This window comes from Janthinobacterium glycogeni, assembly GCF_051380725.1.
Taxonomy (GTDB): Bacteria; Pseudomonadota; Gammaproteobacteria; order Burkholderiales; family Burkholderiaceae_D; genus Janthinobacterium.
Genome location: NZ_JBNYXP010000014.1, coordinates 24,935 through 41,902 on the forward strand (window position 1 = coordinate 24,935; position 16,968 = coordinate 41,902).

Annotated in this window: 16 protein-coding genes; 6 read left to right on the plus strand and 10 right to left on the minus strand. The window is 64.5% G+C overall.

Features of this window, described 5'->3' with window-relative positions; genetic code table 11:
• Positions 1–13 precede the first annotated feature (13 nt).
• From gatB to gatC, 3 genes are all read right to left on the minus strand, one after another.
• Positions 14–1,474 (minus strand): Asp-tRNA(Asn)/Glu-tRNA(Gln) amidotransferase subunit GatB, encoded by a 1,461-nt coding sequence (gene gatB / locus ACQ4W4_RS24155; RefSeq protein WP_436544107.1) that lies wholly within the window; start codon positions 1,472–1,474, stop codon positions 14–16.
• 61 nt (positions 1,475–1,535) lie between these two features.
• Positions 1,536–3,020 carry an Asp-tRNA(Asn)/Glu-tRNA(Gln) amidotransferase subunit GatA gene (gene gatA / locus ACQ4W4_RS24160; RefSeq protein ID WP_436544108.1) on the minus strand — a complete coding sequence of 495 codons (1,485 nt, stop codon included), beginning with the start codon at positions 3,018–3,020 and terminating at the stop codon, positions 1,536–1,538.
• A 53-nt stretch (positions 3,021–3,073) separates the two neighbouring features.
• A complete protein-coding gene (gene gatC, locus ACQ4W4_RS24165) occupies positions 3,074–3,376 on the minus strand; it encodes an Asp-tRNA(Asn)/Glu-tRNA(Gln) amidotransferase subunit GatC (RefSeq protein WP_070222787.1) in 303 nt (100 codons plus the stop codon).
• 351 nt (positions 3,377–3,727) lie between these two features.
• Here gatC and ACQ4W4_RS24170 point away from each other — a divergent pair, with 351 nt between their 5' ends.
• The 6 genes from ACQ4W4_RS24170 to ACQ4W4_RS24195 all read left to right on the plus strand — a co-directional run bounded on the left by ACQ4W4_RS24170 (position 3,728) and on the right by ACQ4W4_RS24195 (position 10,607).
• Entirely contained in the window at positions 3,728–4,771 is a 1,044-nt protein-coding gene (locus ACQ4W4_RS24170) for a rod shape-determining protein (RefSeq protein WP_010393186.1), read from the plus strand.
• Between the two features lie 106 nt (positions 4,772–4,877).
• The gene (gene mreC / locus ACQ4W4_RS24175; RefSeq protein WP_436544109.1) at positions 4,878–5,936 is read left to right on the plus strand and encodes a rod shape-determining protein MreC; all 1,059 of its coding nucleotides are present in this window, start codon (positions 4,878–4,880) and stop codon (positions 5,934–5,936) included.
• On the plus strand, positions 5,933–6,445 hold the full coding sequence (gene mreD, locus ACQ4W4_RS24180) for a rod shape-determining protein MreD (RefSeq protein WP_035824494.1): 513 nt from the start codon (positions 5,933–5,935) through the stop codon (positions 6,443–6,445). Before mreC ends, mreD begins: the two co-directional genes overlap by 4 nt.
• 12 nt (positions 6,446–6,457) lie before the next feature.
• On the plus strand, positions 6,458–8,428 hold the full coding sequence (gene mrdA / locus ACQ4W4_RS24185) for a penicillin-binding protein 2 (RefSeq protein WP_436544110.1): 1,971 nt from the start codon (positions 6,458–6,460) through the stop codon (positions 8,426–8,428).
• 8 nt (positions 8,429–8,436) lie between these two features.
• On the plus strand, positions 8,437–9,552 hold the full coding sequence (gene rodA / locus ACQ4W4_RS24190) for a rod shape-determining protein RodA (protein ID WP_070222781.1): 1,116 nt from the start codon (positions 8,437–8,439) through the stop codon (positions 9,550–9,552).
• The gene (locus ACQ4W4_RS24195) at positions 9,552–10,607 is read left to right on the plus strand and encodes a septal ring lytic transglycosylase RlpA family protein (protein ID WP_436544111.1); all 1,056 of its coding nucleotides are present in this window, start codon (positions 9,552–9,554) and stop codon (positions 10,605–10,607) included. The genes rodA and ACQ4W4_RS24195 overlap by 1 nt, the downstream gene beginning before the upstream one ends.
• Positions 10,608–10,659: 52 nt before the next feature.
• On the opposite strand, the gene ACQ4W4_RS24200 is transcribed toward ACQ4W4_RS24195, so the two are convergent.
• The 7 genes from ACQ4W4_RS24200 to argS are packed head-to-tail and all read right to left on the minus strand — an operon-like array spanning position 10,660 to position 16,831.
• On the minus strand, positions 10,660–11,349 hold the full coding sequence (locus tag ACQ4W4_RS24200) for an SPOR domain-containing protein (protein ID WP_436544112.1): 690 nt from the start codon (positions 11,347–11,349) through the stop codon (positions 10,660–10,662).
• Positions 11,343–12,101 carry a type III pantothenate kinase gene (locus ACQ4W4_RS24205; RefSeq protein ID WP_436544113.1) on the minus strand — a complete coding sequence of 253 codons (759 nt, stop codon included), beginning with the start codon at positions 12,099–12,101 and terminating at the stop codon, positions 11,343–11,345. Before ACQ4W4_RS24205 ends, ACQ4W4_RS24200 begins: the two co-directional genes overlap by 7 nt.
• Before the next feature lie 4 nt (positions 12,102–12,105).
• Positions 12,106–12,900 carry a biotin--[acetyl-CoA-carboxylase] ligase gene (locus ACQ4W4_RS24210; RefSeq protein WP_436544114.1) on the minus strand — a complete coding sequence of 265 codons (795 nt, stop codon included), beginning with the start codon at positions 12,898–12,900 and terminating at the stop codon, positions 12,106–12,108.
• A 10-nt stretch (positions 12,901–12,910) separates the two neighbouring features.
• Complete coding sequence (locus ACQ4W4_RS24215) at positions 12,911–13,672, minus strand: SDR family oxidoreductase (protein WP_436544115.1); 762 nt, start codon at positions 13,670–13,672, stop codon at positions 12,911–12,913.
• A 37-nt stretch (positions 13,673–13,709) separates the two neighbouring features.
• Entirely contained in the window at positions 13,710–14,381 is a 672-nt protein-coding gene (locus tag ACQ4W4_RS24220; protein ID WP_436544116.1) for a thiol:disulfide interchange protein DsbA/DsbL, read from the minus strand.
• A 9-nt stretch (positions 14,382–14,390) separates the two neighbouring features.
• On the minus strand, positions 14,391–15,101 hold the full coding sequence (locus ACQ4W4_RS24225) for an SPOR domain-containing protein (protein WP_436506128.1): 711 nt from the start codon (positions 15,099–15,101) through the stop codon (positions 14,391–14,393).
• 20 nt (positions 15,102–15,121) lie between these two features.
• Positions 15,122–16,831, minus strand: coding sequence for an arginine--tRNA ligase (gene argS, locus ACQ4W4_RS24230; protein WP_436544117.1), 1,710 nt, complete (start codon positions 16,829–16,831; stop codon positions 15,122–15,124).
• Positions 16,832–16,968: the final 137 nt, after the last annotated feature.

Here is a 16,968-nt window from a genome sequence, read left to right on the forward strand (position 1 = left end):
GGGGGGCGGAAAATTATCCCGCCAGCTTGGCCTTCAGCAGTTCCGTCAGCTGCGCCGGGTTGGCCTTGCCCTTGGACGCCTTCATGGCCTGGCCGATCAGCGCGTTGATGGCCGCTTCCTTGCCGGCGCGGTACTGCTCCACCGACTTGGCGTTGGCCGCCAGCACTTCATCGACGATGGCTTCCAGGGCGCCGGAGTCCGAAATCTGCTTCAGGCCCTTGGCGTCGATGATGGTATCGACCAGGTGCTCGTCGCTGGACTTCGCTTCCCACATGCCGGCGAAGACTTCCTTTGCCGCCTTGTTCGAGATCGTGCCGTCGGCGATGCGCTTGAGCATGGCGGCCAGCTGGGCGGCGGAGACGGGGGCGTCGTCCAGGTCCACGCCTTCGCGGTTCAGGGTCGACGACACGTCGCCCATCAGCCAGTTGGCGGCGGCCTTGGCGTTTTCCTTGCCGGCCTTGTCGACCACGGCGACGAAATAGGTGGCCATGGCTTTCGATTGCGTCAGCACCAGCGCATCGTAGTCCGGCAGCGCGTATTCGCTGATGAAGCGCGCGCGCATGGCGGCCGGCAGTTCCGGCATCGAGGCCTTGACCGTGGCGATCCACTCGGGCGAGATGACCAGCGGCGGCAGGTCCGGGTCAGGGAAGTAGCGGTAGTCCTGGGCGTCTTCCTTGCTGCGCATTTCGCGCGTTTCCTTGCGGTCCGGATCGTACAGGCGCGTCGCCTGCACGACCTTGCCGCCGTCTTCGATCAGCTCGATCTGGCGGCGCACTTCCACGTGCACGGCTTCCTCGATGAAGCGGAAGGAGTTCAGGTTCTTGATCTCGCAGCGGGTGCCGAATTCCTTCTGGCCGACGGGGCGCACGGAGACGTTGACGTCGCAGCGGAACGAGCCTTCCTGCATGTTGCCGTCGCAAACGCCCAGCCACATGACCAGCGAGTGCAGGGCCTTGGCGTAGGCCACGGCTTCGGCGGCGCTGCGGATTTCCGGTTCCGAGACGATTTCCAGCAGCGGCGTGCCGGCGCGGTTCAAGTCGATGCCGCTCATGCCCGCATAGTCTTCGTGCAGCGACTTGCCGGCGTCTTCTTCCAGGTGGGCGCGCGTCAGGTTCACCGTCTTGGTGACGAATTCGCCGTCCTTTTCGTAGCCGAAGGTCAGGGCCCCGCCGATGACGACGGGGTCTTCGAACTGGCTGATCTGGTAGCCTTTGGGGGAATCGGGATAAAAATAGTTTTTGCGGGCGAAGACCGAGTGCGGCGCGACGGTGGCGCCCACGGCCAGGCCGAAGCGGATCGCGCGATCGACAGCCTGCTTGTTCATCACCGGCAGCACGCCGGGCAGCGCCAGATCGACGGGGCTCGCTTGCGTGTTGGCTTCGGCGCCGTACTTGATCGGCGAACCGCTGAAAATTTTGGATTCGGTCGTGAGCTGCACGTGGTTCTCAAGACCGATGACGACTTCCCATTGCATAGTGTTCTCGCTTAATTATTGGTGGCGCCGCCCGGGCGGCGCGAATTTTTTCTTAATTTTCTTAAATGCCGTCAGGGCTGCGCGTATGCCAGTCCGTCACTTGCTGGAACTGGTGGGCCACGTTCAGCAGCCTGGCTTCGCCGAAATAATTGCCGATGATTTGCAGGCCGACGGGGCGCTTGCTGTTTTTTTCGCCTGCGCCGAAGCCGCATGGAATCGACATGCCAGGCAGGCCGGCCAGGCTGGTCGACAGGGTGTAGATGTCGGCCAGGTAGTTCGCCACCGGGTCGTCCGTCTTGTCGCCCAGATCCCAGGCGACGGTCGGCGCGACGGGGCCCATGATGACGTCGCAGACGGCGTTCGCGCCATTTAATACGGCGTCGAAATCCTGCGCGATCAGGCGGCGGATCTTTTGCGCCTTCAGATAGTAGGCGTCGTAGTAGCCGTGGCACAGCACGTAGGTGCCGACCATGATGCGGCGCTGTACTTCCGGGCCGAAGCCCTGGGCGCGCGACTTCTTGTACATGTCCTGCAAGTCCTTGTACTCGGTGGCGCGGTGGCCGTAGCGCACGCCGTCGTAGCGCGACAGGTTCGACGACGCCTCGGCCGGCGCAATCATGTAATAGGCGGGAATCGACAGGGCGGTGTTCGGCAGCGAGATGTCGACCAGGGTGGCGCCCAGTTTTTCATACTGCGCCAGCGCACCGCGCACGGCCGCTTCCACGTCCTTGGCCAGGCCTTCGCCGAAGTATTCGCGCGGCACGCCGATGCGCAGGCCCGTCAGCGGTTGGCCCAGTTCACGCGAAAAATCTTCCGCCACGCCGCCCTGTTCCGGCGACAGGCTGGTCGAGTCGCGCTCGTCGAAGCCGGCCATGGCGCTCAAGAGCAGGGCGCAGTCTTCGGCCGAGCGGGCCATCGGGCCGCCCTGGTCCAGCGACGAGGCAAAGGCGATCATGCCGAAGCGCGAGACGCGGCCATACGTCGGCTTGATGCCGGTGATGCCGCAAAAAGCGGCCGGCTGGCGGATCGAGCCGCCCGTGTCGGTGCCGGTGGCCGCCGGCGTCAGGCCGGCAGCGACGGCGGCGGCCGAGCCGCCCGAGGAGCCGCCTGGCACGGCTGTTTTATCCCATGGGTTCTGCACGGCGCCGAAGGCCGAGTTCTCGTTGCCGGAGCCCATGGCGAATTCATCGCAATTGACCTTGCCCAAAGTGACCATGCCGGCCGCCTGGAATTTTTCCACCACGGTGGCGTCAAACGGGCTGGCGTAGTTGGCCAGCATCTTCGAGCCGGCCGTCGTGCGCCAGCCTTTTGTGACGAACAGGTCCTTGTGCGCGATCGGCACGCCCGTCAACGGCGTGGCCGTGCCGGCGGCGATGCGCGCGTCGGCGTCGGCAGCTTGCGCCAGGGTCAGGGCACGGTCGACGTGCAGGAAGGCGTTCGAGTTGTCCGCTTCGATGCGGTCGAGGAAATGCGTCGCCAGTGCAACGGCGGAAATTTCCTTGTTCTGCAAAAGCGTGGACAGCTGTTTGATGGATTTTGTATGCATGGCGTTTCTATTTTGATATTCGGCAAGAAGGCGGGAACGGCGCAGCGGCGTGTTTATTCGATAACTTTGGGAACGAGATAGAGGCCATCCTGGACTTTCGGCGCCACGGCCTGGTAGGCGTCGCGGCGGTTCTGTTCCGTGGCGACGTCCTCGCGCAGGCGCAGGGCGATATTGTCCATGTGGGCGGCCAGCGGGTGGCTCAGGGGCGCCACGCCATCGGTATTGACGGCTTGCATTTGTTCTGCCAGTGCGAAAATCTTGTTCAATTGGGCCAAAGACGTGACGGCCTGGTCGTCGGCCATTTCAAGTTGGGCCAGGTGGGCGATGCGTTTTACGTCGGAGAGTGTCAGGGACATGGCGAATGGCGCGGAGTGCCGCGCATTAGTATTAAGTTGGCGTTTTGATAAAACGCGGGTATTTACTGCTATTTTGCTCACAAAAATCGAGGAATGCCGCGTAACTCGCGGCTGCAAGAGTCGCACTTTTCCATGGTTTTTGAGCAAATCGCATTCAAATTATAAGGTAGAATGGCGGGTTAATGCGTTGCCGGCGCTGATGGACCGCTGCCGCAGCATAGAAAAGATTGCGCAAGCGCCAAGCGAAACCCGAAAAAATCGCCTCCACGGATTTTCAGGGTGCCTGAAAGCGCCCGCTTTGAAACTCCCCATAAACAGCTTTTGCGCAGCTCGATGCGCTACAGGACACTCATGTTTGGTTTTTTACGCAGGTATATCTCCACCGATCTGGCCATTGACTTGGGCACGGCCAACACCCTTATTTATGTACGCGGCCTCGGTATCGTCCTGGACGAGCCATCCGTCGTCGCGATCCGCCAGGAAGGCGGTCCGAATGGCAAGAAGACCATTCAGGCAGTCGGCAAGGAAGCCAAGCAGATGCTGGGCAAAGTGCCGGGCAACATCGAAGCGATTCGTCCGATGAAAGATGGCGTGATCGCCGACTTCACCGTGACCGAGCAGATGCTCAAGCAATTCATCCGCATGGTGCACGACTCGAAATTCTTCCGTCCATCGCCGCGCATCATCATTTGCGTGCCGTGCGGTTCGACCCAGGTCGAGCGCCGCGCGATCCGCGAATCGGCCCTGGGCGCCGGCGCCTCGCAGGTGTATCTGATCGAAGAACCGATGGCAGCGGCCATCGGCGCGGGCCTGCCCGTGTCGGAAGCGACCGGCTCGATGGTGGTCGACATCGGCGGCGGCACCACCGAAGTGGGCATCATTTCGCTGGGCGGCATGGTCTACAAGGGTTCTGTGCGCGTGGGCGGCGACAAGTTCGATGAAGCCATCGTCAACTACATCCGCCGCAACTACGGCATGCTGATCGGCGAACAGACCGCCGAAGCCATCAAGAAGGCCATCGGTTCGGCCTTCCCTGGTTCGGAAGTGAAGGAAATGGAAGTCAAGGGCCGCAATCTGTCCGAAGGCATCCCGCGTTCGTTCACCATTTCCAGCAACGAGATCCTCGAAGCGCTGACCGACCCGCTGAACAACATCGTCTCGGCCGTGAAGAACGCGCTGGAACAGACGCCGCCGGAACTGGGCGCCGACATCGCCGAAAAAGGCATGATGCTGACGGGCGGCGGCGCACTGCTGCGCGACCTGGACCGCCTGCTGATGGAGGAAACCGGCCTGCCGGTGCTGGTGGCCGAGGACCCGCTCACCTGCGTGGTGCGCGGTTCCGGGATGGCACTGGAACGTATGGACAAGCTCGGCTCGATCTTCTCCTACGAATAATCTGATCAACGGGCCGGAGAGCGGGTCTCCGGCTTTGGTTTTGGCGCCGGCGTCTGACCGGTGCCTGCACGTTGGCGCACTGCGCCTGGCCTGATTATTGGAAGTCATGGAATACAGTCCTCCGCCACTTTTCAAACAAGGCGCCTCCGCCCGCGTCAAGATGATGGTGTTCGCCGGCATTTCTATCGCCCTGCTGCTGGTCGATTCGCGCATGCACGCGCTGACGGCCGTGCGTCAGGCGGTCGGCACCGTGCTGTATCCGGTGCAGATGGCGGCCCTGGTGCCGCGCGATGTGGCGCTTGGCGTCGGCAATTACTTTTCTTCCTTGTCCGCCCTGGAAAAACAGGTGCGCGACCTGAAGCACGAACAGATCGCCTCGGCGCAGATCCTGCAGCAGGCGCAGCTCAACATCGTTGAAAACAACCACCTGCGCAAGCTGATGGAAGCGCGCGAGCGCGTGCCCGTCAAGACCATGATGGCTGAAGTGCTGTACGACACGCGCGATTCGGCCACGCGCAAGATCGTGCTCGATCGCGGCATCCAGCATGGCGTGGAACTGGGCCGCCCCGTGATCGACAACCTGGGCGTGGTGGGGCAGGTCACGCGCGTGTTCCCGTTCACCTCCGAAGTGACCCTCTTGACCGATGAAGAGCAGGCCATTCCCGTGCAGCTGCTGCGCAACGGCGTGCGCAGCGTGGCCATCGGCCGCGGCAAGTCGGGCACCATGGAACTGCGCTTCACGGCCCCCAGCGCCGACATCCAGATCGGCGACATTGTCATTACCTCGGGCCTCGACGGCCTGTATCCGGCCGGCCTGGCCGTGGCGCGCGTGACCCTGGTCGAGCGCAATGCACATGGCCCGTTCGGCCGCGTCGTGTGCCAGCCGCTGGCCGGCATCGAACGCAACACCCAGCTGCTCATTTTGATGACGTCGCCGGAGATTCCGCCGCGCCCGCCCGCCGAAGACGTCAAGACGGGCCGCAAGATCGCCGGCAAGATGGCGCCGATCAAGGACCCGGCCAAGGAGGCTGCCGCCGCGCCCGCGCCGGCAGCGAGACCGTCCGCCAGCCCCGCGCCGAAACCGGCCGCGCCTGCAGGAACGGCAGCAACGCCTGTAACAACGCCAGCACCTGCCGCCGTGCCACCGAAGGAAGCGACACGATGAACCGCCCGCATTACATCCTGCTGCCGGTCAGCCCTTTGTTCATCGGTTTTTCTCTGCTGTGCGCCTTTTTGCTGAATCTGCTGCCGTGGGGACAGTTCGTCGGCGTGCCCGATTTCGTCGCGCTGGTGCTGGTCTTCTGGGGCATCCACCAGCCGCGCAAGGTCGGCATCGGCGTCGCATTCTTCATGGGCCTGATGATGGACGTGCACGATTCGACCCTGCTGGGCGAGAATGCGCTGGCGTATACCTTGCTGTCGTATTTCGCCATCATGATGCACCGGCGCGTGCTGTGGTTCCCCATCCTGACGCAGGCGCTGCACGTGCTGCCGCTGCTGCTGCTGACGCAGGCGCTGCAATTGCTGACGCGGCTGATCGTCTCGGGCCGTTTCCCCGGCTGGCTCAATTTCATCGAGAGCTTCGTCGCCGTCGCCCTCTGGCCTTTCGTGACGTGGATCCTGCTGGCGCCGCAGCGCCGTGCCGTGGACCGCGACCATAACCGGCCGATCTGACGGGCGCCTGCCATGACCGAACTGAAAAATACCGAGCGCGAACTGCATTTTTTCCGCATGCGCCTGACCATCCTGGGCGCGCTCGTCTTCGTCTGCTTTTCGCTGCTGCTGGCGCGCTTCATCTGGCTGCAGGTGATCAAGCACGAGGACTACGCGACCAAGGCCGAGGACAACCGCATCGCCGTGGTGCCCATCGTGCCCACGCGCGGCCTGATCCTCGACCGCAACGGCGTGGTATTGGCGCGCAATTACTCGGCCTATACGCTGGAAGTGACGCCATCGAAGCTGAGCGCCAGCCTCGATTCGGTGATCGACGAGCTGTCGACCCTGGTGCAGATCGACATCAAGGACCGCCGCCGCTTCAAGAAGCTGCTGGAAGAATCGAAGAACTTCGTCAGCGTGCCGCTGCGCACGCGTTTGACGGACGAGGAAGTGGCGCGCTTCACGGCGCAGCGTTTCCGCTTCCCCGGCGTCGAGGTGCAGGCGCGCCTGTTCCGCCAGTATCCGATGGGCGAGGTGGCCTCGCACGTGGTGGGCTTCATCGGCCGCATCAACCGCAATGAAGCCAAGGCGCTGGAAGAGGGCGAGGACGCGGCCAACTACAACGGCACCGACCATATCGGCAAGGAAGGCCTGGAAAAAAGCTACGAGAAGCAGCTGCATGGCACCACCGGCTACGAAGAAGTGGAAGTGTCGGCCGGCGGGCGCGCCATGCGCACCCTCTCGCGCACGGCTGCCACCCCCGGCAACAACCTGATCCTGTCGATCGACATCGAACTGCAAAAAGTGGTCGAGGAAGCGTTTGGCGAATGGCGCGGCGCGGCCGTGGCCATCGACCCGGCCACAGGCGACATCCTCGCCTACGTCTCCAAGCCAGGCTATGACCCCAACCTGTTCGTCGACGGCATCGACCAGCAAAGCTGGAACGAACTCAATACCTCGCTGGACCGGCCGATGGTCAACCGCCCCCTGTCCGGCACCTACGCGCCCGGCTCGACCTTCAAGCCCTTCATGGCGCTGGCCGCGCTGGAATTGGGCAAGCGCACGCCGAGCCAGTCGATTTCCGATCCCGGCTTCTTCATCCTCGGCGGCCACACCTTCCGCGATGACAAGGTGGGCGGCCATGGCACGGTGGACATGCACAAGTCCATCGTCGTCTCGTGCAACACCTATTACTATCAGCTGGGGCGCGACATGGGCATCGACGCCATTCACGACTTCATGAAGCCGTTCGGTTTCGGCCAGCTGACCGGTATCGACCTGAATAATGAAAAGACGGGCGTGCTGCCGTCGACGGAATGGAAGCGCAACCGCTTCAAGACGCCGCAGCAGAAAAAATGGGTGGGCGGCGACACGATTTCGGTGAGTAACGGCTCCGGCTACAACTCCTACACGCCGCTGCAGATCGCCCACGCGACGGCCAACCTGGCCAATAACGGCGTGGTGATGAAGCCGCATCTGGTGAAAATCATCGAAGACGCCGCCACGCGCGCGCGCACCCTGACGGTGCCCAAGGAAAGCTACCGCATCGCGCTCAAGCAGGAAAACATCGACATCATCAAGCGCGCCATGGTGGGCGTGACCAGCGAGCAGGGCGGCACGGCCGCGCGCATCTTCACCGGCGTGCAGTACACGGTGGGCGGCAAGACGGGCACGGCGCAGGTGGTGGGCATCAAGAAAAACGAGAAGTACAATGCCAAGCTGCTGGCCGAGCGCCTGCGCGACAACGCCCTGTTTACGGCTTTCGCGCCGGCCGACAAGCCGCGCATCGCGATCGCCATCGTGGTGGAAAACGCGGGCTTCGGCGCCGGCGTGGCCGCGCCGATCGCGCGCAAGGCGCTCGACTACTACCTGCTGGGCAAGCGTCCGAGCGACAAGGAAAAGGACACCACCAAAGTGCCCAAGGAAGATGTCGACGAAGTGCGTACCCTGGAAGAAATCACGGACGAGCAGGCCGCCCCGGCGGCTCCTGCCAGGCAATAAGGAAGCACATGCCCATTAACGAGAGGCGCTCGCTGTGGCGGCGCGCCAAACCCTATCTGGCGGTGTTCGATCCGCCGCTGATGATCATCATCCTGATGCTGCTGTGTACCAGCCTGCTGACCCTGTATTCGGCCAGCATCGGCATCCCCGGCAAGATCGAGGACCATCTGCGCAACATCATGCTGTGCTTTTTCGTCATGTGGGTGGCGGCCAACGTCACGCCGCAGATGATGATGCGCATCGCGGTCCCCGCGTACACGGTATCGGTGATCTTGCTGGTGGCCGTGGCGCTGTTCGGCACCATCAAGCTCGGTGCGCGGCGCTGGCTGCATATCGGCGTGATCGACATCCAGCCGTCCGAATTCCTGAAGATCGCCACGCCGCTGATGCTGGCCTGGTTCTTCCAGCATAATGCGGGTGCGCTGCGCTGGAAATCGTTCCTGATGGCGGCCGTGCTGCTGCTGGTGCCCGTCTACCTGATCGCGCGCCAGCCCGACCTGGGCACGGCGCTGCTGGTGGTGGCGGCCGGCTTTACCGTCATCTTCCTGGCCGGCCTGTCGTGGAAGGTGCTGGCCGGCTTGCTGATCACCTTTGTTTCCTGCCTGCCGATCGCCTGGTCGCACCTGCATGATTACCAGCGCGACCGCGTGATGATGCTGATCGACCCGACCAAGGACCCGCTGGGCAAGGGCTTCCATATCATCCAGTCCATCATCGCCATCGGTTCGGGCGGCATGACGGGCAAGGGCTGGACGCACGGTACGCAGGCCCATCTGGAATTCGTTCCGGAGCGCACGACCGATTTTATTTTTGCCGTGTATTCCGAGGAATTCGGCCTGGTCGGTAATCTGATTCTGATGCTGATGTATTTGCTGCTGGTGGGACGGGGGATGATGATCGCCGCCAACGCCCCCAGTTTTTTCACTCGCCTGCTGGCAGGAGCGATAACTATGATTTTCTTTACTTACGCCTTTGTAAATATGGGCATGGTCAGCGGCATCGTGCCGGTGGTCGGCGTTCCTCTGCCATTCCTCAGCTATGGCGGCACCGCGCTGCTGACCCTGGGCGTGGCCACCGGTATCCTGATGAGCATTCAGCGCCACCGCAAGCTGGTGCAGACCTGATGCGCGCGCCTGTCGACACCTTCGCCATGCGCGGGCCGAATGTTGCCACGCTGCTGGTGGTCTTGCTGACCCTGGCCGCCTGCGGCACCACGCCGCAAAAGCCCGCATCGAATAATGTGCCGCTGCCGTCCGGCGGCAAGGTCAAGGTGCCCGTGCGCCAGGACCCCACCTTGCCGGCGCTGCCGGCGGCAGGTTCCGGGCGCGGCGGCTACTACAAGGATGATGGCCCGGGCGACAATCCGCCCGCCAACCTGCGCGACGTGCCCGATGCGGAAGTGCGCAACGAGCCGTATTCGACGCGCTCGAACCGTCCGTATGTCGTCTTCGGCAAGACCTACACGCCGATCACCGACAACGAACCATTCAAGCAGACGGGCACGGGCACCTGGTATGGCAAGAAATTCCATGGACAGCGCACCTCGTCGGGCGAAATCTACGATATGTACAAGATGACGGCGGCCCATCCCACCTTGCCGATTCCATCGTATGCGCGCGTGACGAGCATCGACAGCGGCGAGCAGGTGATCGTGCGCATCAACGACCGCGGCCCGTTCCACGCCACGCGCGTGATCGACGTGTCGTACACGGCGGCGCTGAAACTGGGCTTCCTCGGCAAGGGCAGCCATCAGGTGGTCGTCGAACGTCTGCTACCAGCCGATATCGACGCCATCCTCGCTGCCCGCGCGGCGCCAAAGCCGGTGCCTTCCGTGGTCGCGATATCCATCGATACGCCCGTGGAAACGGGCGCCGTGGTGCAGCCGGAAGTGTCGACGCAGATGCTGCCCGTCGATGCGACGGTGGCCATGCCTGCCCCGGCGGCGCTGGCCAGCGGCTTCTATTTGCAGCTGGGCGCCTACTCGCGCGCCGACAATGCGGAAACGGGACGTTCGCGCCTGGCGCCGTACGCGGCAGCCCTGGGTACCCTGGGCGTGGTGCAGGCCGGTAACCTGTTCCGCCTGTACGGCGGCCCGTTCTCCAGCCGCGCCGAGGCGGCACGGGCGGCGGCGAATTTGCCTGAGTCGACGGGTATCAAGCCTATCGTCATCGAAAGATAAGCGTAGGTCGGATCAGGCGCAAGGCGCCGTAATCCGGCGCGATTGTCAGGTGTCATTTACAGGAGCGCAGTTCCTGCTCTTCGAACTGCTTTGTGATCGCTGCCAGCCGCGCGCGCGTGGCGGCGTCGAGGTCGCGGAACTGGTAGGCGAATTGCTTGCTGGCGCTGTAGCGCGGCGCGACGCGGGCGCTGTGCACGCCCTGTTTGTTGAGCGATGCCAGCTGGCTTTGCGCGCTGGTTTCCGACTTGAATACGCCCAGTGAAATGCCCCAGCGCAGCGGGCTGTTTTCGTTCATGATGAAGTAATTCGTCACGCCCAGCTGCTTCAATTCGCCGGCCTTGCGGTCGGCGCCTTCCTTGCTGCCCTGCGGCGGGATGTACACCATGTAGCTGGAAATGTCCTGGCCGGCCACGTTGCGGCGCGACTGGCGGTCGCCCAGGTCCAGCGCGGCCACTTGCGCTTCAAAGCGGCGGCCATCGGCCAACAGAAAATTGCCCACTTCCGTGCACGCATACGATGGCGGCGGCGCCGGCGTTTCCGCGGTGACCGGCACAGGCGCTGTGGCCACGGCCGGTGCGGTCGCCTGCTCCTGCGTCAGCAAGGTGAGCTTGCCCGCCTGCAGCTGGTTTTTCAGGCGCGCCGGTTCGCGCGTCTCGCTGCGAAAACTGCCCAGATAACCCTGGCCGATGGCCAGCACCAGCAGGTTGACGCCGGCCAGCAGCCAGAAGATGAATTTCAGCATACGTGGTTTCCTTGTGTTCCTGCGGCCCCGGCGCGCGCGGCCGCCTGCAGGCCGATCATGACGATATTGTCGACCAGGTGCAGCGGCACGGCCAGCGCCAGGGCCGGTGCGATGCGCGGTGCGGCGCCGCCCGACAACAGGCAGGCGCTGGCGCCGTGCATGCGCACGGCCCGTTCGATGGCGCCCGCCTGCGCCGCCAGGCAGCCGGAGAGGATGGCGTCGTCCGTGTTGTCGGCAAAGCCGCCAGGCAGCATGGCGTCGCCGGCGATGTGCGGCAGCTGCGCCGTGTTGCGCGCCAGCGAACTGGCCATCAGTCCCAGTCCCGGCAAGATCATCCCGCCGAGGAAAACGCCATCGGCCGTGATGGCGTCGATGGTGGTGGCGGTGCCGCAATTGGCGACGATGACGGCCTGGCCAGGCGCCAGCGCCTGCGCGCCGATGGCGGCGGCAAAGCGGTCGCAGCCCAGCTGCGACGGCGCGCGGTAGCCGTTCGTCAGTCCCGCCAGCCGCGGCAGCGAGACGAAGTCGCGGGGGGCCACCGGCAGCATGGCGCGCAGGCGCGTGCCGATGACGCTGCCCGCCACGTTCGACAGCAGCGCTTCGCTGATGGCGAGTTTCTCCCATTGCGCTGCCAGGGTGTCGAGCTGCGCATGCGCGACGGCGCCGCTGGCCAGCCAGCCGCCAGAGGCACTGTCGGCGGCCACGAGCGCCCATTTGATGCGCGTATTGCCGGCGTCGATCAGCAGCAGCATGCGCTTACTCCCCGGCCAGGCGCAAGGACACGTCGCCGGACATGACTTCTTGCAGGCCGCCGTCGGTGCGCAGCAGCAAACGGCCCAGCTGATCCACGCCGGCGGCCACGCCTTGCTGCAGCAACTGGCCGTTGTCGAGGATTTTCACGTGCTGGCCCTGCCACGCATGCAGCAGGTTCCAGCGTTCCGTAAACGGCGCAAAGCCCGTGTCGTCGAATTCGGCCAGCACGCCGGCCAGGCGGCTCAAGAGCGCCGCCACGAGGGTGTTGCGCTCCATCTGCGCCAGCCAGGGCACGGCCGAGACGCTGCGGCCGATCTGCCGTTCCAGCGCATCGGGCATCAGCAGATTGATGCCGCAGCCGATCACGGCCCACACGCCGCCATCGGCTGCCTGCTGCGTTTCGACGAGGATGCCCGCCAGCTTGTGGCCATCCTTGAGCAGGTCGTTCGGCCACTTCAGTTGCACCGGCACGCCCAGCGCCGTCATGCTTTCGGCCAGCGCCACGCCGACGGCCAGCGGCAGGCCGACCAGCTGGTGCAGCGGTCCCTTGAAGCGCCAGGCCAGCGAGAACATCAGGCTGGCGTCCGCCTGCGACACCCACGGCCGTCCGGCGCGCCCCCGCCCGGCCGTCTGCTGGCCGGCGATGCGCAGGGTCGGGCCGGCCAGTGTGGCGCAGCGCGCCAGCAGGTCGGCGTTGGTCGATCCCGTTTCGTCGACCACTTCGATGGCAACGTGCGAGGCGCCCGTGGCGCAATGGGCGGCGATGGCCGCGCTGTTCAGGTCTGAGTGCTTCGTCATGTTGGTCAGTTCAGTTGCGCGCCTTGTGCGGCGCATTCGCGAAGGCCCGGTCGTAGACGGCATTGGGCAGTGCGCGCAGCAGCTTGGCGACGACGCCCATCTGCCACGGGATCACGCGGTAGCTGTCGCCGTCGGCGATGGCGCGCGCGGCGCGCGCGGCGAATTTGTCGGCCGGCATCAGGAAGGGCATGCGGTAGGCGTTGTGGCGCGTCATCGGCGTGTCGATGTAGCCGGGCGTGATGGTGACGACCTTGATGCCCGCCGGTTTCAATTCCAGGCGCAGCGATTCGCAGTAGCTGATGACGGCCGCCTTCGAGGCGCTGTAGGCTTCGGCGCCGGGCAGGCCGCGGATGCCGGCCACGCTGCCGATGCCCACCAGGCGTCCGCTGCCCTGGTTTTTCATGGCGGCGATGAAGGGCGCGAAGGTGGCGACGGTGGCCGTGACGTTGATGGCGATGAGGCGCGCGAAGGCGTCGAGGTCTTCCGCGTGTTCGCTCAAGGTGCCGTACGAGACGCCGGCGCTGGCGATGACGACGTCGATGCCGCCGGCATGGGCGATGAAGTCCTGTGCTGCGTTTTTCAGGGCGGCGTGGTCGCACACGTCGACGGCGTAGGCGCGGTGGCGTTCAGGGTGGGGCAGGGAAGCGATCAGTTGCTGCAGGGTGTCGCCGCGGCGGGCCAGCAAGCCCAGTTGCGCGCCCTGGCGCGCGTACTGCAGCGCCAGGGCGGCGCCCAGTCCGCTCGACGCGCCCGTGATGAAAACGCGTTGCATCAGGCGATGTCCGGGCGCGCCAGGGAAGTGGCCATGCTTATTTCTTTTCCGCTTTGGCTTTCGCGACCAGCACGTCCATCACGGTGAGCGCCTGGGCGTTCAGCTGCTCTTCGTTCTTGGCCGACTTGCTGCCCTGATCGGCCTGCGAAGGCGAGGTGATGTAGCGGCCGTCGATGGCGATCATGGGCCAGAACGTCACGTTATAGCCCTGCATCATGGCGTCCGCGCGGCGCACGCGGGCCGAGACGCCCATCGAACGGTAGGTGTCGATGAATTTCTGGCGGTCCACACCCTGCTTGGCGACGAAGTCGAAGACGGCGTCGTCGGTGTTCAGCCGGTTGCGTTCCACGTGCATGGCGTGGAAGACGCCGGTGTGCAGCTTGTCGACCAGGCCCATGGCTTGCAGGGTGAAGAACAGCCGCTGCTGCGGCAACACGCTCTCGTCGCGCGACACGTGCACGCGCTTGAAGACGATGTTGTCGCCCTGTTTCTTGACCCACGCCGCCAGCTGCGGCTCGAGCACGTTGCAATGCGGGCAGTAATAGGCGAAGAATTCCGTCACTTCGATTTTCTTGCCCGATTCCGTCGCCTGCGGCGTGGCCAGGGTGTCGTATTCGACGCCGTTCTTCGGCTCGGCAGGAGAGGCGGACGCGCCCAGGGCGACAGTGCACAGGGCGGCGGCGATCAGGATGTTCTTCAGAAAACGCATGCTGGTTCCTTATTTTTGATTGCGGACGACGGCGACATCGATGCCGTTTTCAGACAGTTTGGTGCGCGCGCGGTTCATCGCTTCGAGCTGGTTGAACGGCCCGATGCGCACGCGGTGCAGCACGCCGGCGTCGGTGCTGCGGTCGCTGATGGCCGCTTCGAAGCCGAGCAGCGCCAGTTTGCCGCGCGTGCTTTCGGCGTCCGACATGTCATGGAAGGCGCCGGCCTGCAGATAATAAATCCATTTGTCGCTGGCTGCATCGGCCTTGGCTTCTTTCACGTCGGCCTTGGCTTGCGGCGCGGGCGCCGCTGGTGCAGCCGCCGGCGTTTTCGGCGCCGGCTTGTCCTTCAAGGTACCGATCAATTCCTGCAGCGCGTCCGGCGGCGGCGCCTTCGGCTGCTGCGCGGGCGCGGGCGCCGGTGCGGCCGGCTGCGTCGGCGTGACGATCTCGCGCGGCTCCTTGGAGAAGTCGCGCGCCGCTTCCTTGGCCGCTTCCTTGTTGCCGTACATCGGCTTGTTCGGGTCGGCGATCTGGCCGGCCGTCGGTTCGGCCGATTTGCCGGCCTTGCCCGACTTGTCGGTGAAGGGCGAGGCGCCCTTGGTGATCACCAGGGCGACCACCACGGCGATGCCCAGGCCGATGACCAGGCCGATGATGATGCCGACCAGGGTGTTGCCCTGCTGGCGCCGGGTCGAAGAGAAGCGGGAAGCATGATTCATTGACGGTTTGACCTTCGCGATTACATTTTGTTTGGCGCGGACACGCCGATCAGTGCCAGGCCGTTGCGCAATACCTGGCGCGCGGCGACGACGAGGGCCAGGCGGGCCATCTTGACGGCTTCGTCCTCGACCAGCACTTTTTCGGCGAAGTAGAAGCTGTGCAGGTTGGCGGCCAGCTCGCGCAGGTAGAAGGCGACCTGGTGCGGTCCCAGTTCCGCTTGCGCGCGCGCCAGCATTTCCGGGTAGGCGGCCAGGGTCGCCAGCAGGGTCGCTTCGGTCGGCGCCGTCAGCGGGGACAAGTCCACGCCGGCGACCGTGCTTGCATCGCCGCCCCAGTTTTCCAGGATGCGGCAGATGCGCGCATGCGCGTACTGCACGTAATACACAGGGTTTTCATCGGTGGTTTTCAGCGCCACGTCGACGTCGAAGACGAATTCCGTGTCGGCCTTGCGCGAGATCAGGAAGAAGCGCACGGCGTCGCGGCCCTTGGCGATGTCGCCGCCGCCCGACCATTCGATCAGGTCGCGCACGGTCACGTAGGAGCCGGCGCGTTTCGAAATCTTGACTTCCTCGCCGTCCTTCATGACGGTGACCATCTTGTGCAGCACGTAGTCGGGGTAGCCTTGCGGGATGCCCATGTCGACCGCCTGCAGGCCGGCGCGCACGCGCGCGATGGTGCCGTGGTGGTCGCTGCCCTGGATATTGATGGCCTGCACGAAGCCGCGCTGCCATTTCACCAGGTGATACGCGACGTCCGGCACGAAATACGTGTAGGTGCCGTCCGTCTTGCGCATCACGCGGTCCTTGTCGTCGCCGAAGTCGGTGGTGCGCAGCCACAGCGCGCCATCCTGCTCGTAGGTGTGGCCCGCCTTGATCAGGGTTTCCACCGCGCTGTTGACCTTGCCGTCCGCGTACAGCGACGATTCCAGGTAGTAATTGTCGAACTTCACGCCGAAGGCCTGCAAGTCGATGTCCTGCTCGTTGCGCAGGTAGGTGACGGCGAACGGGCGGATCGAATCGATGTCGTCCACGTTGCCGTTGGCCGTCGCTGGCAAGCCGTCGCTGGCCGACACGGTCTTGCCGGCCTTGAAGTCGCTGGCGATGTCGGCGATGTAGTCGCCGTTGTAGGCCGACTCGGGCCATTCGGCGTCGCCGGGCTTGAAGCCGCGCGCGCGCGCCTGCACGGAATTGGCCAGGGTCTGGATCTGCACGCCCGCGTCGTTGTAGTAGAACTCGCGCGTGACCTGGTAGCCTTGCGCGTCGAACAGCGAGGACAGGGCGTCGCCCAGGGCTGCCTGGCGGCCGTGGCCCACGTGCAGCGGACCGGTCGGATTGGCCGAGACGAATTCCAGGATGACTTGCTTGCCGGCGCCTGCCGTGCTGCGGCCATAGCTGTCGGCCTCGCTCAAGATGGTTTTCACCACGGCCTGCTTGGCGGCGGCGGAGACGCGCACGTTGATGAAGCCGGGACCGGCGATTTCCACCGCCTCGACCAGGCCCTTGCCGGCCGGGTTGGCCAGCACGGCCGTCACGATGGTTTGCGCCAGTTCGCGCGGGTTCTGTTTCAGCTGCTTGGCCAGTTGCATGGCGATATTGCAGGCGACGTCGCCATGCGATGCATCGCGTGGTCGCTCGAGCACCACGGTAGGCTCAAGCGAAGTGCCGGCCAGGACGGGAGCGAGGGCGGCCTGGAACAGGGCGATGATTTCTTGTTTCTGTTGGGCGAGCATGAGCAGGATGGCGGTGGAACCGCGTTAAGAATGAATAGAATGAATCGAAAAGCAAAACGGACGGCCATGACATCGCCGCCCAGACTGGGTTAATTATACTGGTTTGCTGCCGGGAACAATACGCTAGCCGGCAGTGT